Here is a 20,379-nt window from a genome sequence, read left to right on the forward strand (position 1 = left end):
AACTCTGACTTTGCCGGACGTAGACCTTATCCCAACAACTCCGGTAGCAAATTCGATACTCTATTCGGGACAAATGGCCGACGTTTCTTTTACTGTCAACAACGTCGGTGCAAACCCGACCCTGACCGGGCAGTGGTCGGATCATATTCTGCTTTCACGCGACCTGGTCATCGATCCGACCGACCGTATTCTCGAATATGTTCAGCACTCTGGCGTGGTGGCGAACGGAACCGGTTATGACGTGACGCGATCGGTCCGAATACCTGAAGGTCTGACGGGCGAGTACAAGATCTTTGTCTTTGCCGACCGGAATAATTACGTTACGGAATCCAACGATACGAATAACCTCAGCCCGGCGGCAACCGTCGAGCTGCAATTGCCTCCGCCCGCTGAACTCAACGTCACGAACATTTCGCCTCCGGCATCGGTCGGACTCGGTGAGAATGCAACATTTGGATGGACGGTTCAGAACTCGAGTGCGAACACAGCGAGCGGCGAATGGCAGGATTCGGTCTACTTCTCAACCGATACTACCTGGGACAGCAGCGACACGTTTATTGGAGCGCGTCCGCACAATACCAACCTTGCTCCATTTGCGACATACACAGAAACACTCGATACGGTCATTCCGGCGGTTGAGACCGGGACCTATTATGTCATCGTCAGAACTGACGCACGAAATTCCGTTCGCGAGTCGAACGAGCTCAACAACGTGACGAGTTCGGTGCTGCAAACAACGGTTTCCATCCCGACGCTGACTCTGGGCAACGTGTTAAATACTTCGCTTGTAACAGGCCAAGAACGCTTTTATAGCATCTTCAACGTGCCGGGCGACGAGACTATGCTCGTAACGGTGACCGGTGAGGCGGGTTCGAGCAACGAATTGTACACGAAATTCAACAGCATGGTCTCGCGTTCGAATTATGAATTCCAGGGCGAACGACAAGGTGAGCCGAACCAGGAAAACGTGGTCGGAAACACCTTCGCCGGTAAATACAACACGATGATCAGGGGCGATTACGTTCCGAGTTCATTTGCTGGACAGCTAAGAGATGCCGATGCGAAAAAGGCAAAAAGGGATCTCGTAGCTCAACAGGTCGCCCTTAAGGCAGAGCTTTTGCCGTTCGGAATCCGACGGGTTTCGCCGGGAACCGCCGGAAACAACGGCTATTCGATGATCTCGGTCGAAGGAGCGAAGTTCCAGCCCGGAGCAACGATCAAATTGGTAAATATTGCGGATTCGACGGAACTGACACCGATGCAGACATTCGATATCAGTTCGATCAATACTGCCGGACTGTTCGATCTGAACGGCGTCATACCCGGCAATTATCACGTTGTTCTAACCAATCCGAATAACCAGACGTCAACCTGGTCCCAGAATTTCGTGATCACGCAAGGCGGCGGCGAACGCATAAGGACCGAGATCAGCGGCCCGGGCGAAGTGCGCGGCAATTTCTATACGCGGTACACAATTTCAGTCTCGAACGACGGTAAGAACGATGCGATAACGGTGCCGATCATTGTTCGGCTCTCCCCAAGTGCATTCAACTACCGGCTTTCGACGGCCGACTATTACGAATTTGCACCGGCCGATGATACTGCCGATCCGAATGCCGTTCACGCCGACATTGACGGAAATCGTATTCTCGCATTGTTCGCGCCGATCGTCCGGGCGGGAGAGACGGTAAATATCGGGATCGATGTGGCGTTTAGTAATCGCGGTACGATAACGGCTGAGGCTCTCGAGGGGATTTTTGACCCGCGTCTGGCTTCGATCCCGGTCGATGATCTGGTTCCCGGTGCGACGGGCGGAGATGTGATAAAGTGCTGGGCTAACCTGGCGTTTAACACGCTGCTGGCGATCCTTAGCGAAATTTTCCCGGTCAAGTGTGCTGCGGGAATTGCCAAAGTGATCGGTGCCGCGTTTCTTGGAGATGCAATAACCTCAACCGCCGGTGGTGCGAGAACCGGCTCGTTTGTTTCATGGTCAACGCTTTGGGGACTTGCTGCCAAAGCACTACGGGCGGCCGAAGATTGTGCAATGGAAGGGCTAAAGTATTTTCCGCTGGCCAAGATCGCATCAATAATCTGGGATATCTATCAACTCTTACAACTAGGGGCCGATTGCATTAAGCTGACCGCTGAGTACGTCATGAACGTACATACAAATCTCCCGAACGATCCGAATGATAAGGTAGGGCCTTTCGGCTACGGTCCGGAGAAATTCGTGCCGGTCGGGACGCCGCTGCCTTATCGAATAAATTTCGAAAATAGATCAGACGCGACCGCTCCGGCTCATCGCATCAGGATAGTGGATCAACTGCCGCCCACGCTTGATCCGCGAACCGTTAGGTTGGCCGAGATCGGATTCAAGCAATACCGGATCGTAATACCGCCAAACCGTTCGTTCTATCAAACGCGAATGCAGCTCGGACCCGACTTAAACGATCTGCAGGCTGACATCACCGCTGGTGTCAATATTGCGACAGGTGCGGTCACATTGAACATGATTGCCATTGATCCGGCCACAGGCGAGGAGCCGATAGATCCGGGACGTGGAATCTTGCCGCCGAACAATGCGTCGAATGACGGCCAAGGTTACCTATCGTTTACGGTCATCCCAGCGGCAAATCAGCCGACGCGGACAGACCTCGGAAACACCGCGACGATCTATTTCGACGACAACGAGCCGATCCAGACGAATACGACGACAAATCTGCTCGATGCCGATATTCCGGTGAGTCAGATCGCGGCTTTGCCCACGACCTCCGCGTCCGTTTCGATCCCGCTGGTCTGGGGCGGCAGCGACGACGCGAACGGCTCAGGACTCGGAAATTTCGACATATACGTATCCGAGAACAACGGCGAGTATTATCCGTTCGTTTCGTCAACGCCGGATCTCGGCGGAACTTTCAACGGCAATTTTGGGCGAACATACCGGTTCTACTCTCGTGCCCGTGACAACGCTGGTAATGTCGAGGCCGCTCCGGCGGTCGCGGATGCGGTCGTCACGGTGCTCGGCGGAGCTTATGAAGGTGACGTTGCCTCTCGTCCAAGTGGTACCAATGACGGCACCATCAATACTCAGGACGTCGATCAGGTCAGACGATTTGCAGCGAAGCTCGATACTGACTTTCAATACAACGAGTTTCAGCGTGCTGACGTTTCACCCCTAGTTGATGGCGGCGACGGGTCGTTGTCGGTCGCGGATGTGATACAGGCGGGTCGGTTCTCGGCGGGAACGGATGCCGTTCGAACAAATGCCGGACCGCTGACTGCCGCGTCGCTGGCAGGGAAGACCATTGCCGGCAAGGATGGCAATCTTTTGCCGCGTTCGATACGGCCCGTGATCGTCAGCCGTTCGGCGACCAAGATCGTGATCGGCGTGCTGCTTGAGGCTCAAGGTGACGAGACCGGCGTTGGATTTACGCTGAATTACAACACTTCAGACCTATCAAACCCGACGAACATTGTTGTCGGATCGGGGGCTGCAGGTGCTGTGTTGACCGCGAATACTATGCAGGCGGGCAATGTGGGGATAATTCTCGACAAATTACCCGCACAGCCTTTCCCGGCAGGTACACGGCAGATCGTGGCCATCGAATTTGACGTCAGCCCGACCGCTGCTGCAATTACGCCGCTCACATTCAACAGCGATGTGGTCAAAAACGAGATCGTTGACGGCACGGCGGGCGCTCTGACGGCGACGTTCGACGGTGCTCCGATCGTCCTGCTTCCTCCGACGGCGTCGATGGTCCCGATCGCAGGGCGCGTGCTTAGTTCGACAGGAAAACCTGTTAGAGACACGATCGTTTATCTGACTGATGATGACGGATTCGTGCGGCGAACCGTGACAAGCGCAGCCGGGACGTATCGCCTCGACGAGGTCGAGGCGGGGCGGACCTATATTTTGTCGGTCAGAAACAAGTCGTTTCGATTTGCACAGTCGACAAGGGTAATTAATCTGACGGACGCAGTCGAGGTGCTCGACGATCTTCGCTTGCCGCGGATCTACGGATTCGAGCGACTGCAGGGCTTCTTCCAGTTTCAAAAGATCGAATTCTTTTTTGTCGGGCAGGCTGACGGCGTCGTCCAAGATGATCCGCTGACCGCCCGATCTTTTTTGAGCGTTGCGTTTGCGGGCGTGGTCGATCAGCACCTTTCGCATTACCTCTGCCGCGACGGCAAAGAAATGAGCGCGATTTTGCCAAGAGACATTCTCCCAATTGACGAGGCGAATATAGGCTTCGTGCACCAAGGCAGTAGCTTGGAGCGTGTGATCACTGTTTTCGTTATTGAAATAGGCGTGGGCTAATCGACGGAGATCATCGTAAACGAGCGGCAGCAATTCGTCGGGGGCAGTTTTACTGCCATCGCGCATTTGATTTAGTAGGATCGTGACATCATCTTTCGTCGACATATCACTTATCGATAATACACGATTCGACGTTATTTCCGAGCCTCGAATGCTATTTGGACGGCTCCGCTTTCGGCTTGGCTGCCGAAGCTCCGACGATGTAACTATCCCGGGCACGAAGAACAAGATTTGGCCGGTCGACGCGAACGCGGATCTGCTTTCGCTGGCCCGGTTTCCCTTCGTCTCTGGGGATGTATCCGATATTGTATTGACGGCGAAGTTCCTCGGCCATACCCTCGAACGCTCGCGTTAGGCCGCCGGGCGTCGACTCCGGACGGAAAACACGACCGCCGGTGTACATCGCGAGTTCATCGAGATATTTTTTGCCAAGGGCATATTCGGCGGCGGACTGGCCGACAGGGTTGCGAATAGTGCCGCCCATACCGCCGGGCCAGCCAATCCCGCCTCCTGTATTCCGCGGCTGCTGAAAATACGTGTTGTAATAGATCGGAAAGATCAGAGCCTCCGATTCCTCAGCCATATCGAGCGTACTGTCGTAATCTGCCTTTCGTGAAGTGGTATCGACGCCATCAGTGAAAAGAACGATCGCCTTTCGGCCCTCGATCTTGCTTAGACGCTTTCGAAGCGAATGATCCACCGCATCATATAGGGATGTTCCGTTGCCCCAGTCTGCTTTTCTAATTGCTTTGAATATGCGGGCTCGGTCGTTTGTCGCATCGGTCAGCACATTGATATTGCCGGCAAATTCGATGACCATTACGTTGTCTTGCGGTTTTAGCTGGTCAACAAATGCGGCCGCCGCTTGATGGATCTCGCCGATCTTGTATTCGGTCGACGGGCTTGTGTCTATCAGCAAAATGACGGTGAATGGCTTATCCGAAGTGCCGAAATACGCGATCTCCTGTTCCTTCCCGTCTTCGAATATCCTGAAGTCATCCTTCGAAAGGCCCGGAATATATAGCCCGTTCCGGTCAAAGACTGAAACCGGAATAGTTATCAGATCAGTATCGACGGTAACAACATCATCGCCCTCGACCGTTACGGGCACCTCGCTTGCAGGCGTGAACACCGGTTTTCCCGTACCGTTACCTATCCCCGGAAATCGATCGGCATAAGTTGAGCGCCGCGGAGGATTTGGTTTCGATTCCGAATAATTCGGAGCGTCGTCACGGGTCTGGGCGACCGGCGTCGGTTTTGGCGTCGGTGCAACGCGGCGGCCGGATTGAGCAGAAGCGGAAGCGGCTGCAAACAGCATCAAAAACAATATTAACGACGATCGTTCGAGCATGGCTTTTTAAGACTCCGAGGAAATGATAATACGTTTTGATGCAAAATGTTGCTTGAAAGGTTGAATTAGTTATCGAAAGATGTCGAACACGGCCACAATGCTGAAGCCAAGCATGACAGCGACGACGAACCAACCGGAGGCCTGTAGCCAAACCGGGTGCTTATACTCGCCGACGATCGCGGCCTTGCGCGAGGCGAGCAACACGAGCGAAAGGCCGACGGGCAGGATAAATCCGTTTATCGTGCCGGCCCAAATGAGTATTTTCACGGGCCTCCCGACGAGCAAGAAGATCAGCATCGAAACCAATATAAATCCGATGATTGCGTAGCTGCTTCTCGATTCGATCTTTGGGTGGAAAGTCTTGAGAAACGAAACAGAAGTAAAGGCCGCTCCGACGACCGACGTGATCGCGGCGGCCCACATTACGATCCCGAAGATCCGGAGTCCTGTCGTTCCGGCAGCATTTTGAAAGACCGATGCCGGCGGATTTGAATCGTCGATCGCAAGGCCCATCGTAATGACCCCGAGAGCCGCCAAAAACAGTAGAGATCGAATCACAGCTGTTAGTATGATTCCCGTAGTCGCTCCGCGATTGACCTCTTTTAGTGAGCCAATGCCGGTAATTCCGGCGTCGATCAAGCGGTGAGCTCCGGCGAACGTGATGTAACCGCCAACGGTTCCTCCAACGAGAGTGACGATGGCCCGGGCATCTATTTGCTCAGGCCAAATTGTTCGAAATGCTGCCTCACCAAGCGGCGGGCGCGACTCGAAAACGACATACAAGATCATCGCAATCATCACGCCGCCGAGTATTTTGACAAAGAGGTCCATTGCTTTCCCGGCCTCTTTCACGACAAAGATGGCGATCGCGATGATGCCGCTTATTGCCGCTCCATACTCGACCGGCAGATCGAATAAAGCGTTGAGTCCGAGACCGCTGCCGGCAATGTTGCCGATATTGAACACAAGCCCGCCGAATGCGACAAGCATCGCCAGCAAATATCCGCTGTACGGCACCGTTTCATTCGCGACGTCCTGTCCGCGTTTGCCGCTGACGGTCAGAACTCGCCAGATATTTAATTGAGCAAAGATATCCAGTATCACCGATAACAAAATGACAAAGCCGAAGCTCGCGAGCAACTGCTTTGTAAAGACCGTCGTCTGCGTCAAAAACCCGGGCCGACCGCCGAAGTGGCCATCAGAAATGCGGCTCCGAAAATGACCGAGGTCAACGAGCGTTGCTTTTTCGGTTCATCCATTGATAGCCTCGATCTTGATTCCGTTTTCAGTCAGTTTTCGGTTGATCGCATTGGCAAATTCGAGTGCATATTCGCCGTCGCCGTGGATGCAGAGCGTGTCTGTGGCGATCTCGATGATCTTGCCCCCGGTCGCGACGACACTGCCGTCAACGATGATCGACATGGCCTGTTCGGCTCCGGCTTCCGGATCGGTTATCAGAGCATTCGGCTCGGAGCGGGGCGTTAACGTGCCGTCCGACCTATAGGTTCTGTCAGCAAAGGCCTCAGATGCGGTTTGCAAGCCGACCTTTTCGGCTTCGGAAATAGACAAACTGCCGGAGAGGCCAATGAGAATAAGATCGGACCGGTAAGTTCTGACTGCTTGAGCGATCGCAGCGGCAATCTCACTGTTTTTCGCCGACTGATTGTATAATGCACCGTGCGGTTTAATGTGACCGAGCTTGGAGCCTTCTTCGCCGCATATCCGGTCGAGCTTGCGGATCTGGTCAGTCACGATCTCGATTATCTCGCTGAAGGAAAGTGCGGTCGAGGTGCGTCCGAAGTTATCGCGGTCAAGGTAGCTCGGATGGGCGCCGATCGCAACGCCTTTTTTGACCGCATTTCTGACCGTTGCCCGCATAGTCTCTTCGTCTCCGGCATGATAGCCGCCGGCGATGCTAACGGACGACACGAGATGCATTAGCTCAGTGTCGTGGGGACAGCCTTCGCCCATATCGCAATTTAGATCTATGGAAGACATTGTCCGCATTATTAACCTAAATAGTGATTTGAGCAAAGGCGTACGCCGGTTTTGAGAAGCTCGAGATCATGTTGAAACGCCGCCGCGATCCGTTCGGCGTCGGCGATGTCGATCAGGTGAAACGCGACTTTATCACTTGCTCCGATCTGGGCGAGCAAGGGTAGATCGTACTCGATGACATTTGCTATCCGCGGATAGCCGCCGGTAGTCTGATGATCAGCCATGAGCACGATCAATTGGCCGTCAGGAAAAAGCTGGATCGTGCCAAAATTGACAGCCGACGAGAGGATCTCTGTCGGCGCCGTTAACACCATTGGCTCGCCGATCAGTCGATAGCCCATTCGGTTCGAATTATTTGAAATTTGAAAAACAGAACTTTCCAATAGGCTTCGGCTTTTTGATTTGAGCATCTCATATTCACCGCCTTTTACGACTCGAACGGTCGGTAAGCGGCTGTATCGAGGAATGAGTGATGTCGACAATTGTTGATTAAATAGACGGCCGCGGCTCTCGCAAACCGAGAAAAGTTCGATGCGATCATTCCTTGCTAGTTTTCGGCCGCAACATCCGCCGACGGTTGCCGAAAGATTCGTACTTGCACTACCTAGCCAATCTTGTACGTGAAATCCGGCCTCGATCGCGAGGTAAGTTCGTTCTCCCTGCACTTTGTTTTGAAAGGTCAGGATGCTGCCTTCACCGGCTCGGTGGATACGCCAATTGCCAACTCTGTGACCGTCTAAATGCGATGCGAAGTCTGCACCGCCGAGGGCAAAAAGACACTCGCGTTCGAAAAGTATTTCAGCCGCAGGGAAATGCATCTCGATGACGGCAGCGTTTTCGCCGTTGTTGAGCAGAATATTGATCAGGCGAGCAGCAGAGCGGTCCATCACACCGTTCGGGTTTATTCCGAGGCTCCGATAACAAATACGGCCGAGGTCCTGAACGGTCGATAAGATGCCGGGTTTTCGGATCAGAATGCTCATTTGATCGCAATGAATTTCACATTGTCACCAGGCCGCAAATAGCATGGTGAATCGGCGTTTGGCGAGAACATCGCGACAGCAGTCTGACCGATGATCTGCCAACCGCCTGGTGATGCAAGCGAATAGATCCCGGTCTGGCGGCCCGCGATGCCGACGCTTCCGGCCGGAACATGTGTTCTTGGAGTCTTCTTCCGAAGCATCGCGATCCTGTCATCGACTGTGCCCATATACGAAAAGCCCGGAAGGAAGCCGAGCATATAAACGCGATATATCACTGAAGTGAATATACCGATGGCCTCGACCATCGAAAGACCGTTCGACATAGCTACAAATGCGAGGTCAAATTCGCCGTCAGTGTCGAAACGAACCGGAATCTCGACCATGCGGGAATTACCGCCGTTGTTCGGGTCGAGTATTTCCAATGCATTAGCAACCAGCGAACTGACCGCGTCAAATGACGAAGTGAATTCGCCGAATTCACTTCGCACTAATATCGGATCGTAAAACAAGGTCGCTGACGCGTATGCCGGCACCGATTCAATAAGGCCGCGAAACGGATTGAGCCGAAAGTGTTCGGCGAGTGCGATCGCCTTTTGATTGAGGTGTTCTGAGATGGCCGTGCCAAATTCGACGGTCAACGCCGTTTCGCCGAGGGAAAAGATCCTGATCTCTTCCATGTTCATCTTGTTCGCTGTTTTGGATCGAGATATTCGCGAAGACCGTCGCCGATAAAATTGAACGCAAGTACGGTTAGTGCGATGGCAAGGCTAGGAAAGAGCATGACGTGCGGGGCACTGGTCAAAATATCGAAGCTTCGAGCCTCGTCGATCATCGTGCCCCAACTCGGTGCCGGCGGCGGAATTCCGAGGCCGAGGAACGAGAGCGATGCCTCGGATAGCACGGCTCCGGCCATACCGAGCGATGCCTGAACAATAAGCGGCTGGATAGCATTGGGAAGGATATGCGTGAACAAAATTCGCATATTCGATGCTCCGAGAGCCCGTGCGGCCTGGACATAGTCGTATTCACGCACCTTCAGCACTTGTCCGCGCATGACGCGGGCATAACCGACCCAGCCAATTATGCAAAGAGCGAGTATCATCTTTCCGAGGCCGGCACCAAGGAACGCGACGAGAGCAATTGCTAGCAGCAAGCCGGGAAAAGCGAGAAAGACATTAAAGAGATATCCGGATAGAAACTTATCAACCCAACCGCCGTAAAATCCGGCAATTGCTCCGATGACCGTGCCAAAGATCGACGAGATCACAACAACCGATATGCCTACCTGCAGTGAAATTCGAGCACCAAAAACGACTCGCGAAAATACGTCGCGGCCCAAAGCATCTGTTCCAAGCCAATGATCGGAGTCCGGAGCAAGATATCGGATGCTCGTATCGATCGAGATCACATCGTGCGTGGCGATCAGCGGTGCAAAGATCGCGGCCAAAATGACCACCAATGCAATACTCGCGCCAATGTAAAATAGTCGATTCATTTAGGAGAGCCTAATTCTTGGATCAAGTCGCCGGTAGACAAAATCCGTAAGGGAATTTGCGATGATGAAAGTCACGCTGATAACGAGAACGCAGCCTTGCACGAGGCGGTAATCGCGTTTTCCAATACCGTCTTCAAGTAACAGCAATCCGAGGCCTTGCCAGCTAAAGATCTTTTCGGTAATTATCGAACCAGCAAGCAGAACGCCGAGCTGTAAACCGAGAATAGTGACCACGGGAATGAGGCCGTTCTTGAGAACGTGTTTGTAGATCACGATTCGTTCGCTGAGGCCTTTCGCACGAGCCGTTCGGACGTAGTCTTCGCCAAGCTCCTCGATCACACTCGAACGGACCATTCGGGTCAGTATCGCTGAAAGAGCAGCCCCGAGCGTTACTGCGGGCAGCACAATATCTTCGGGATTTGCACTTCCAGTTGGTGCGAACCAGCCGAGTTGAACCGCAAAAATGTAAACAAGAAACGGTCCGATAACAAATGTCGGCAGCGAAATACCAAGCAATGCAAAAAAAGAGGCTCCGTTGTCGATCAGTGAATTCTTCCGGGATCCGGCAAAAACGCCTAACGGCAATGCAATACCTATGGCCACGAACAAAGCTGCTATCGCCAGCTTGATCGTGGCCGGATATCGTTCGAAGATCAGGTCGCGGACCGGCCGATCGGTTCTGAATGATTTGCCGAGGTCGCCGACGACAAGGCCGCGCCAATAGTCGAGATACCGGTTTTCCGAACCATTCCACTTAAATCCATCCTCACCGTTGTACGAAAAGAAGAATGCAGGGCGGTCGAGGCCATGCTTGAGATTGAAATTCTCGATCTGTTCAGGCGTCGCAGTTTCGCCCAAGATCACCGTTGCCGGATCGCCGGGTACGAACTCAATGAGCAGGGTTACAAGCGACACCACCGTCCATATGACGAGAAGCATCAATGCCAGTTGGCGGGCCATGTTTAAGAGGTGGTATTTCAAGATGCGACCTTCTTTTTGCGGTAGAGCAGATTTGCTACGAGCGGGATCAGCGGGAACGCAAAGCCGCCGAATGGAACCGCAATGAATGATAATCCGATCGCGATCACACAAACTATAGGCACTGCCCATGATCGACGGCTTATACCTGCGATGGTTTCGTCGTCAACATCGTCGCCGATGAGATCGTTCCGCCTGGAAACCGCGTACTGCCAGATCCAGATCTTTGCGATCGCGGCCAAACCGAAGCTCCCGGCATATAGCGCAAACGCGGTCTGGCTGAATGAATTCTCACTAAACAGAGCAGTTGGAAACGGAATGAATGCAACAAACAACAAAAAAACCAAATTTCGCCATATCAAGCCGAAATCCCAGTTGGTTATAAACCTGAATAGTCGGTGATGCTCGATCCACATCATGCCAACGATCAAAAAGCTGAAAACAAAGCCGAGAAATTTCGGGAGCAATTCGAGGAGTGCTTGCCGTATTACACCTTCGGTGAAACTCTCGTGTTTGAAATGCGGAGCCTTGAGTTCAAGCACCAGGATCGTAATCACAATAGCGATCACGGCATCGCTAAAGAAGAGGATCCGCTCGAACGTGAGCGCTTTGTTTTCGTTCGAATTGTTCATTTCAGAATCGGAAAATGAACGAGAATTTTAGCTTGCTTTTGTGCCCGAATGCAAAGCGGCGATGCCGCCGGTGAGGTTGCGGTATTTAACTGCCGCGAAACCGGTTTTCTCCATCAACGCAACGAGATTTTTTTGATCGGGGAATTTTGACACCGAATCAGGAAGATATTCGTATGCTCCACGCGACCCGCTAACCGCGCCGCCGATCCGCGGCAATATATGCGAAAAATAGAAATTGAATAGCTGGCCGAAGCCCGGAATGATCGGCGCCGAAAATTCGAGGATCGCTAATCGTCCGCCCGGTCTTAGAATTCTAAATAGTTCGGCGAGACCGTCGGTGAAATTTGCCAGATTTCGTAAGCCGAATGCGATCGTAACTGCGTCGAAACTGTTGTCGTCGAATGGCAATGCCATCGCATCCCCTTCGATGTAGGGGATCCTGTGAGATTCGCTCTCAGATTTCGTCTTGGCAAACGCCAGCATCGGCCGGCAAAAATCGGTACCGATGATCTGTGCTTTTGAGTTTTTGTTCAGTTCGAGCGAAAGGTCGCCGGTTCCGCAGGCGACATCGAGAACGACAGCGTCCTCACGGTCAAGGATGTCCCGCAATTCATTTGAGACGATACGCCTCCAGCGTTTGTCGATATTTAGCGAAAGAACGTGATTGAGCAGATCGTAACGCCCGGCGATGCCCGCGAACATCTCCCGGACGGCCTTGGCGTGTGCCGCCTCTTTTTCGGTCAGTTGATTTTGCACTTGATCAGTTTGCAGGAGTGTTCACAAGAACCGAAGCGGCCGGTGCTGACTTTATCTTATCGGCAAAAGCACGGACCGAGATCAACGTGACACCGTCGACAAGCCGCTGCTCTGCCGCTGGTTCGCCCGACTTGAATGTATCAATATCGAGCCAGATATCAGGAGTCTGCCGTTTGGACCATTCCGCCGCAAAGATCGTGCGGGCCGTAGAAAACTCAGCTTCAGTGATCGGATCGTTAAGTGCCTTCAAAACAAGTTCGTTTGCCTCGAACTTGCCATTGCCGGCACTTAGATCGTCCTTTCCTGCGGAAAATCCAATGACGAACATGCCAGGCAAGACGTGTTCGAATGCTCGAACAAAGACCCGCGAGGAAAATGCAGTTGGAACACGCGAGCGTAGACGTTCTTGCAGGATCAAGGCATATACTTCTGATGCTGCAAAATCTTTGTCGCTCCGAGCGACTCCGCGCATCGCGAATCTGATCGCCGACGTATCCGTGATCGGCGATGGTACCGTTAAGAGTGCTGTAGGCGGCGGATCGGGCTGGCGAAAGGTCGACGGAACTCGCCGGTCCGATTTCAGCCAAGGGCCAAAATAGCGACGGGCTGCACGATAGCCGACGACTTTATCAAAGTTTCCGTAGATCGAAACAGTTGCATTGTCGGCAGTTAAAAAACGAAGCTTCGCATCGATTAGGTCGGCAAAATCGATCTTTGCGATCGATTCGCTGCTGCCGAACTGCGGCCGGCCGTAAGGAAATGTGCCGAACAGTCTTTTTGCGACAGCCTGATCACCGACGTATGCGGGATCGGATTCGAGTTGTTTCACCTCGGCGAGCAAAGTCTCCTTTAGCCTTGCGGTAGTCGGCTTGTCGATAGTCGGGTTTGTGAGGGCGGCCGCAAGAGTATCGAGTATGGTCAGAAATTCATCGGATCTACCTGTCGCGTCGATCTGGATGTAATCGTAATTGGTGTTCACCGCGAGGCTGCCGCCGAGGTCTTCGCTAAAGAACTCACGGGCAGCTTCGGTCGGGAAAATGTTATCCGCGAGCAGCCGCATCACCCCTTCTTTGCCCTGCGGATCGAAAGCGGCACCACTGTGAATGCGGATCCTGACAGTCACCGTACTTGCAGACGGATCGCTCCACATTAGCAACTTCAGGCCATTAAGCAGCCTTTCCTGCCTCGGCGGTTGACTTGCCGTTTGTGCAAAAATTCCGCTGCCTGACGTCAAGATAACAATGGCGAATGCCGCCAAATTCGAGAAACGTGTGAACTGTCTGACTTTTTTCATCGTAAAGTTAAATGGAATCGCGGTCGAACTTGTCATTTAGTTGCAATACAGTCACGTAATGTTGTCACACGCGAAAAAATGCCTAACCGGCCAAAATGAAATTTTAGAACTGTGCAGGCATCGCGTCAAACGAATGAAGCATCTATCAAAACTGAGTATTCCAAAATTTGGAAACTTGCAAAAAAGTGGCCTAAAAGGCTTAACTTCCGTGACAAACGCGGTATAATTGAGAGTGCAGCATATTGCCTAGTGATTTGGTAATAAAAAGGTGAGAGGCCGAAAACATGGGAAAGATCGTCAAGTATTGCAGTTCATGTGATGAGAGTTTTGCAGAAAAGTTCGGGTTTTGTCCGACTTGCGGAGCTTCGCTGCAGCCATTTGAAATGAATCCGGTGGCTGTCGAGCCCGTGGTCGAAAAGGCCCCGCCGGCACCTGAGTTTATAGAAGAAGCGGCTCCTGAGCCTGTCACTGCTCAAGTATTCTCAATGCCGGAACCGGTCGTTGAAGCTGCTCCGGAGGTCATCGAGGAGATCGATGAGCCGACAGTCGAGACTCAGCCGGCTATTACGGCGGCAGCACCGGTCTTTGTACAGACGACACCGGTCGACATCGACCGAAAGCCTGTTGCATCGTCTGCTCCGGTCGACACATTTTCAGGGTATGACGGTTTTCATGTCACTGTGGTCGAAGACACGGGTGCGGGAAAACGGATGTCGCTGCTCGCAGGCACCCTCGTGGTCATGGTATTCATGTTGATGTCCGGTCTCGTGTATAACATCTTCAGCAAGGATCTGGGCATCGGATCGATCGATGAAGGCGTATTTAACGCGGTTCTTTTGGATGACCCGGATTCGATGACCATCGAAGAAGAAGAGAAGAAGAAAAACGACAAGGACGGCGGAGGCGGCGGAGGCGGCGGTAAAGATGAAGAAACTCCGGCATCTCAGGGCGTTCGCCCCCCGATGCTGCGGCAGCCACAGTTTATTCCGACTGCCCATGCTGAAAGATTGACAGATCCGGATATCCGCATTCAGCGTGCTATCCAGGGGCCTGTCGACGAGACGACGATGGACCCGAATCAGCGTTATGGGATCGATACATCAAAATACAACACGATTTCTGACGGTCCCGGAACAGGCGGCGGCATCGGAACCGGCCGCGGAACGGGCGTTGGCTCTGGTAATGGCACGGGAGCGGGATCGGGCAACGGAAGCGGGCTCGGCGGTGGGAACGGTAATGGAATCGGCGACGGAGACGGCGACGGTACAGGTGGAACCAGGCGTCCTCCGCCGGTTGCAGTTGGCGTAACGCAGGCTCTCAGGATCATTTCGAAGCCAAAAGCGACATACACTGACGCTGCACGTCAAAATCAGGTTCAGGGCAACGTTACATTGAGGATCACATTCAATGCGAACGGTTCGATCGGTTCGATCACACCGGTCAGCGGCCTTGGATACGGTTTGACTGAACAGGCGATCGCCGCCGCTCGACGCATTCAATTTGAACCTGCAAAGGTCAATGGCGTTCCGCAAACTGTTTCAAAGACTTTCCAGTACGGATTTACAATTTACTAATTTGCGATTTACGCAACGAAAAAAGGTGAACCGAATAAATCCGGTTCACCTTTTTTATTTGTTAGGCAGGCTATCAGATAAATACGACAGACTGCGACGACGGTATTTCAAAACGCTTTCGGCAGCGAATATTCTTACACATCAGCATATCGTCAACGCGGACCATATAATCACGTGATTTCTGATACTGGGCACGGTCCTGTTCATTTCGCGGGTTTACGTTCTTCTTTTTGGTACGTTTTAGCCAACGAATATCGTAATCGTGCCGCTCACGGCAATTCGGACACGAAAAGCTCGCCGTTTTTGTTTCCTGCCGCTCGTCGAATATATCTCGTTCTTGCATATGTCTATTGTAGCGCCTGCGGCGACAACTTGTGCAAGAATGCAAAACTAAAGATCCCGGTGTCGTGGCCGTCCGAAAAATGAAAATTCAGTGCGTAGCGACCAACGATCGAAAACGAGCCGAATGTTAGGTCGTCGGGTACATTTTTGTCGTCGAGCATCTTTTGGCCGGTCCATTCGTTCACACAACCGGCACACGGGCAGGCACGGCGAAGTTGGGCGGCGTTGTAACCCGTTTCGGTATCGTCAGACCATTTGATAGATAGCTCGCGGTTTGATTCTTCGACTATTTGTACAGGTTGGATCATAACTATGAATTGAGGCTTTCCTCGATCTTGACGGGGTCAATGCCGTAATGAGTAGCGTGGTAGATGGTCTTGCCGTCCTTGATCACGAACGCCTGCGGCGATTGGTGCCGGTAGCCGGTACGCGTCGCGATCTCATCTGAGATGTCGCGATTTTCCTGTATCACTACGACGTGTATAGTGCCCTCGGCCTCGGCGGCCATCTCCAGTACATGCGAACTGATACCGCAGCTATTGCTGTGTTTGAGCAGAGCCACGGGTCCGGTGAACGAGCTTTCGAACAACGCATCGAGTTGTTCGAGCGATTGGATCTTAACAAAAGTTGCAGTCATTATGAGAGTCCTTGATACGTTACAGCCGGCGGCAGATCGAAATTTGGGGCGTTCAACGCCGGAAACACCTTGCGATATGCAATGACGCTCGTCGCCGTGATGATCGGGATCATCAGGTAAAGCCCGATGCACAATGCGAGATAGCCGATCAGTACGAGACAGAAATTAACGCCGATCAGACCGGCGATGCCGCCCATATTCTTCATCGCCGCCCGGGCACTGAGCTTCATCGCATCCCAGCTTGATAAATTGCGGTCAACGATCAGCGGGAATGCAAATATGATGAGCGAATGTACGATCGTCATAATGACAGCAACGATAATGTCTATTACGATACCAACCGCAAACGTACCAAGAATGACGCTCGGATCGGGATTATTGCCCATCATTGCGGTTGCGATCAGCGGCAAATAGATCGTGACGAAAAGGACGACGATCCATACGACCATCGGCACTACAAAGACGATCGTTACCAGCAGGCTCGGCATAAAATATTTCATGCCGACCCAGAGGTCGTCGATGCTTACTTTTCCGCCGACGTCTATCTTTTTCAAGTAGGTGTAAAAGATCCCGCACACCATAGGACCGAGCAGGACATACATCGACGCCCCGCCGATCAACCCGCCGAGAAGGGAGATGGCGAACAACATCCAATAATCGGTCTTAACCAGTTCCCATGCCTCTTTTGCGCACTCGATAGGTTTGATCGCACCGACGTTGAATTCGAGATTCTGCATGGTCTAATCGATGTCGTAAATATTAGAGAGATAATCCGCGACCATTCTATCACTCGAAAATTGCGGGGTGAGCGTCGCGATCGAGTTCTTCATTTTTGCGATCCATTGTGATGGCAAACCATTTTGATCAAGTGAATAATATGCCGGTATCAGCTCGTTTTCGAGAGTCGAGTAAAGTGATTCGGCGTCTGCGATGTCCATTTGATCTTCGGTCAGGTCGTCACTCAGATCGCCGATCGCAAAGCCGTTTTCGCCGTTGTAGCCCTCGATCCACCAGCCGTCGAGGATCGAAAAATTCAGAGCTCCGTTCATCGCCGCCTTCATGCCTGATGTGCCGCTTGCCTCCATCGGGCGACGCGGGACGTTCATCCAGACATCGACGCCCTGAACGAGATACCGAGCGACCTCTTGGTCATAATCTTCAACAAACACAGCGCCGCTGCCAGTTCGAATCGTGATTGATGCTCATTAATTCTTGCAAGATCGTTTTTGCAGTTCGGTCCTGCGGATGCGCTTTTCCCGCAAATACGAACTGGACGGGCCGCTCTGCATCATCGACCAGTCTAAGCAATCTTGGCAGATCAGAAAACAGAAGATCCCAGCGCTTGTAAGCTGCCACGCGGCGAGCAAAGCCAATGGTCAATATGTCTGGCGAGAACAGGCCTTGGGTATTTTCGCTCGTTGATCGTGTTGACCGATCCGGTTTCTTTCGCACGCGTTCTTTCTCGGATGAAAGCAATGAGCAGGCTCTTGAGCGTGCGATGTGCGTTCCAAATATGCTCATCAGCCATGAGTTCGATCGCCGTCTGCCACGTTTCGTCGTTGCGGACGATCTCGTGCCAATTCTCGCCGATATTCTGCTCGTAGATCGTTTGGAAAACGGGAGCAACCCATGTCGGTGCGTGTACTCCGTTGGTCACCGAAGTGATCGGCACCGCTCCCGGATCGGCTAGATCCGGAAACATCTTGAGCCAAAGCCCACGCGAAACCTCGCCGTGCTTCGCGCTAACGCCATTCGCCGATCGGCACATTCGTATCGCAAGCGGCGTCATGCCGAAAAATTCGGTATCATCCGCCAAATTAGAGCGGCCGAGGGCGAGGAATTCGTTGTTCGTTAGCTTTAGCGAGGCGATATACTCGTCGCTAAAACATTCGTCGATCTGAGACGGCGGAAAGCTGTCGTTTCCGGCGGAGACCGGGGTGTGGGTCGTGAAAACACATTGCTTGCGTACATGTTCGACGGCTCCGGCAAACGAAGCGTCAGGATTAGATTCCAGATACTCTTTCGCGAGTTCGAGCGTTGAGAACGCGGCGTGGCCTTCGTTTAGATGGAAAACCGTCAGCGAAATACCAAGTTTTCTGAGCAGACGAACGCCGCCGATGCCGAGAACCTTTTCCTGTACGATCCGCGTTTCCGTGTCGCCGCCGTAAAGATGGCCCGTGATCAGACGATCTACCTCGCTGTTTTGCGGCACGTTTGTATCAAGCAAATAGAGCGAAATGCGGCCGACGCTCGCGAGCCAAGCCTGTGCGACTACCTCGCGGCCGCGGATATGGACCGAGACGGTCACACGCTCACCATTGACGTCAAAAACAGGCGTTACCGCCAATTCGCCTTCGAAAATGTCGTTGTACGATTCTTCTTGCCATCCGTCGTGCCGGATGTCCTGTCGAAAATAACCAAAACGATAAAGCAAGCCGATCGCCGTCAACGGCAGATCCATATCGCTTGCCGATTTGAGATGATCACCGGCCAGTATTCCAAGGCCGCCGGAATAATTAGGCAGGGAATTGTGAACGCCGTATTCGGCGCAGAAATAAGCGATATTGGTCGTTCGTTGTTCGCTGTTCGTGCGGCGTGATGACGAGGCCAGGTAGTGTTGGAATTTAGCGTTGAATCCTTCAATTCGTTCAACATACGGCGTGTCAGCCGCCCGCTGATATAACCGTAAACCGCTCACCTTTTTGAGAAAAAGCCGCGGATTCTGTTCACATACGTCCCACAATGTTGGATCGAGGTCGCGAAAAAGTGCGGTTCCTTCCGGCTGCCACGACCAGTAAAAGTTGGCCGCTATACCATCGAGCGGTTTTAGCTGCTTTGGGAGCTCACGGCCTAGTTCAAAATCTCTGCGAAAAGTCGTTTCCGTCTGTCGGCTGACTGCCTGTTGTGTAGCGATATCGGTCGAAGCCTCCGTCATAAATGCGTTGAAAATTTCCGAATGTATTCAACGAATATAGACGATGCGAGGCCGAGTATCAAATAATTACTAGGGCGACCTGAACCTTTCAAGGCCCGGGAAAGGGGGCCCCCGGTCGTGAGCATTTGGAAAGATCTGAAGGATTTCAGCCTTGGTTTTGCCGACCAGTTGATTCTGAAAGTGGCGGTCGGCAATAACGCCTCCGATAAACTCGTTGCGGTATGGATACAAACTATGTTTCCACAGAATGTAGCGGATCGAAAGGTCATCGTTACGACTATAAAAATGTTCAAAGGCGATGGATGAAGTAAGGCAAAGGAGCAAAGATAAACCTTCAAAACTCAAAACTAACGCATACCCAGAATTGTAACTCATTTTAAGTGCCCCACGGGCATAAACCGGTAATGCATCGCTACGACAATACCGAATACAAATCCGATCGCGGTCAGAGCAAGCCCGATCGTCAGATAATTCGGAAAATTACCAAGCCTGATAAGCCAAAACAACACACCGGCAGCCGAGCCTCCGACCGCGAAAAAGGCCGGAATTGTCGCGAACTGCAAACGGAATTTTCGCGGTTTGTCTTCGCGAGTCGAAAAGATGATCGGTTTTAGGCGGTCGTATTCCCATGCGACGAGCCACGTCGCAGCGAGCGTCATAAAGATCGTAAGTATCCAAGTTCCCACAAACCCGACCGACGTCGTCAGCACCGCGATATTTGCAATGATCGGAAGAAATAGCAATGCACCTAGATGCGAGGTTCGCGGGATCAGCAGCAAGATCGCCGCGATCATCTGTCCCCAGCCGAGGAATTCGTAATAAAAACCGGTCGCCAGCAAGGCGTTGAAATAATGGCCGACAGGATTCGAATCCGGCAACGAAGTGAACGGCTCATGCACGATCTTTTTATAGCTCGGCGGAATGAACGCCACCGCGAGGAGCACCCGTGTAAACGCCGTAAAGATCTGCGTCCACCACCGTCGGGTGAGAGCAACATGGAGATCGTCGAGGATGTTTTCGAGTTTCATGGAAAGGAAAACGACATTTTTACTCAAAAAGTTCTTTTCCTAACTCTGTGTTCTCTCC

At 52.5% G+C, this 20,379-nt stretch carries 19 protein-coding genes and 1 pseudogene; 3 read left to right on the top strand and 17 right to left on the bottom strand.

Features of this window, described 5'->3' with window-relative positions; translation table 11 throughout:
- Positions 1–10: 10 nt before the first annotated feature.
- The gene (locus IPK01_12445) at positions 11–4,318 is read left to right on the top strand and encodes a carboxypeptidase regulatory-like domain-containing protein (protein ID MBK7934270.1); all 4,308 of its coding nucleotides are present in this window, start codon (positions 11–13) and stop codon (positions 4,316–4,318) included.
- A gap of 154 nt (positions 4,319–4,472) precedes the next feature.
- Here the strand turns inward: IPK01_12445 and IPK01_12450 are convergent, their stop codons facing one another.
- From IPK01_12450 to IPK01_12495, 10 genes and pseudogenes are all read right to left on the bottom strand, one after another.
- Positions 4,473–5,669 carry a VWA domain-containing protein gene (locus IPK01_12450; GenBank protein MBK7934271.1) on the bottom strand — a complete coding sequence of 399 codons (1,197 nt, stop codon included), beginning with the start codon at positions 5,667–5,669 and terminating at the stop codon, positions 4,473–4,475.
- Positions 5,670–5,738: 69 nt separating this feature from the next.
- A pseudogene (locus IPK01_12455) lies at positions 5,739–6,928 on the bottom strand (divalent metal cation transporter).
- The gene (locus IPK01_12460; protein MBK7934272.1) at positions 6,921–7,667 is read right to left on the bottom strand and encodes a LamB/YcsF family protein; all 747 of its coding nucleotides are present in this window, start codon (positions 7,665–7,667) and stop codon (positions 6,921–6,923) included. The pseudogene IPK01_12455 and the gene IPK01_12460 overlap by 8 nt, the downstream one beginning before the upstream one ends.
- Before the next feature lie 11 nt (positions 7,668–7,678).
- Entirely contained in the window at positions 7,679–8,650 is a 972-nt protein-coding gene (locus IPK01_12465) for a biotin-dependent carboxyltransferase family protein (protein MBK7934273.1), read from the bottom strand.
- On the bottom strand, positions 8,647–9,318 hold the full coding sequence (pxpB, locus tag IPK01_12470; protein ID MBK7934274.1) for a 5-oxoprolinase subunit PxpB: 672 nt from the start codon (positions 9,316–9,318) through the stop codon (positions 8,647–8,649). The genes IPK01_12465 and pxpB overlap by 4 nt, the downstream gene beginning before the upstream one ends.
- Positions 9,319–9,329: 11 nt before the next feature.
- Complete coding sequence (locus IPK01_12475) at positions 9,330–10,145, bottom strand: ABC transporter permease (GenBank protein MBK7934275.1); 816 nt, start codon at positions 10,143–10,145, stop codon at positions 9,330–9,332.
- Entirely contained in the window at positions 10,146–11,105 is a 960-nt protein-coding gene (locus tag IPK01_12480) for an ABC transporter permease (protein MBK7934276.1), read from the bottom strand. It lies immediately after the preceding gene.
- A gap of 17 nt (positions 11,106–11,122) precedes the next feature.
- Complete coding sequence (locus IPK01_12485; GenBank protein ID MBK7934277.1) at positions 11,123–11,755, bottom strand: DUF1211 domain-containing protein; 633 nt, start codon at positions 11,753–11,755, stop codon at positions 11,123–11,125.
- A 27-nt stretch (positions 11,756–11,782) separates the two neighbouring features.
- Entirely contained in the window at positions 11,783–12,511 is a 729-nt protein-coding gene (ubiE, locus tag IPK01_12490; protein MBK7934278.1) for a bifunctional demethylmenaquinone methyltransferase/2-methoxy-6-polyprenyl-1,4-benzoquinol methylase UbiE, read from the bottom strand.
- 4 nt (positions 12,512–12,515) lie between these two features.
- The gene (locus IPK01_12495; GenBank protein ID MBK7934279.1) at positions 12,516–13,805 is read right to left on the bottom strand and encodes an insulinase family protein; all 1,290 of its coding nucleotides are present in this window, start codon (positions 13,803–13,805) and stop codon (positions 12,516–12,518) included.
- Positions 13,806–14,089: 284 nt separating this feature from the next.
- On the opposite strand from IPK01_12495, the gene IPK01_12500 reads away from it, so the two are divergent.
- A complete protein-coding gene (locus IPK01_12500; protein MBK7934280.1) occupies positions 14,090–15,379 on the top strand; it encodes a TonB family protein in 1,290 nt (429 codons plus the stop codon).
- A gap of 73 nt (positions 15,380–15,452) precedes the next feature.
- Here the strand turns inward: IPK01_12500 and IPK01_12505 are convergent, their stop codons facing one another.
- From IPK01_12505 to glgP (IPK01_12530), 6 genes are all read right to left on the bottom strand, one after another.
- Entirely contained in the window at positions 15,453–15,722 is a 270-nt protein-coding gene (locus IPK01_12505; GenBank protein MBK7934281.1) for a hypothetical protein, read from the bottom strand.
- 4 nt (positions 15,723–15,726) lie between these two features.
- On the bottom strand, positions 15,727–16,029 hold the full coding sequence (locus tag IPK01_12510; protein MBK7934282.1) for a DUF971 domain-containing protein: 303 nt from the start codon (positions 16,027–16,029) through the stop codon (positions 15,727–15,729).
- 2 nt (positions 16,030–16,031) lie between these two features.
- Positions 16,032–16,358: a bacillithiol system redox-active protein YtxJ gene (ytxJ, locus tag IPK01_12515; GenBank protein MBK7934283.1), complete on the bottom strand. Its 327-nt coding sequence runs from the start codon at positions 16,356–16,358 to the stop codon at positions 16,032–16,034.
- Positions 16,358–17,095, bottom strand: coding sequence for a hypothetical protein (locus tag IPK01_12520; GenBank protein ID MBK7934284.1), 738 nt, complete (start codon positions 17,093–17,095; stop codon positions 16,358–16,360). The genes ytxJ and IPK01_12520 overlap by 1 nt, the downstream gene beginning before the upstream one ends.
- Before the next feature lie 3 nt (positions 17,096–17,098).
- The gene (gene glgP / locus IPK01_12525) at positions 17,099–17,527 is read right to left on the bottom strand and encodes an alpha-glucan family phosphorylase (protein MBK7934285.1); all 429 of its coding nucleotides are present in this window, start codon (positions 17,525–17,527) and stop codon (positions 17,099–17,101) included.
- 149 nt (positions 17,528–17,676) lie between these two features.
- On the bottom strand, positions 17,677–19,293 hold the full coding sequence (gene glgP / locus IPK01_12530) for an alpha-glucan family phosphorylase (GenBank protein ID MBK7934286.1): 1,617 nt from the start codon (positions 19,291–19,293) through the stop codon (positions 17,677–17,679).
- A gap of 117 nt (positions 19,294–19,410) precedes the next feature.
- Here glgP (IPK01_12530) and IPK01_12535 point away from each other — a divergent pair, with 117 nt between their 5' ends.
- Positions 19,411–19,599 carry a hypothetical protein gene (locus IPK01_12535; GenBank protein MBK7934287.1) on the top strand — a complete coding sequence of 63 codons (189 nt, stop codon included), beginning with the start codon at positions 19,411–19,413 and terminating at the stop codon, positions 19,597–19,599.
- Between the two features lie 65 nt (positions 19,600–19,664).
- On the opposite strand, the gene IPK01_12540 is transcribed toward IPK01_12535, so the two are convergent.
- Positions 19,665–20,348 carry a DoxX family protein gene (locus IPK01_12540; protein MBK7934288.1) on the bottom strand — a complete coding sequence of 228 codons (684 nt, stop codon included), beginning with the start codon at positions 20,346–20,348 and terminating at the stop codon, positions 19,665–19,667.
- Positions 20,349–20,379: the final 31 nt, after the last annotated feature.

The organism is Acidobacteriota bacterium (genome assembly GCA_016713675.1).
Classification (GTDB): domain Bacteria; phylum Acidobacteriota; class Blastocatellia; order Pyrinomonadales; family Pyrinomonadaceae; genus OLB17.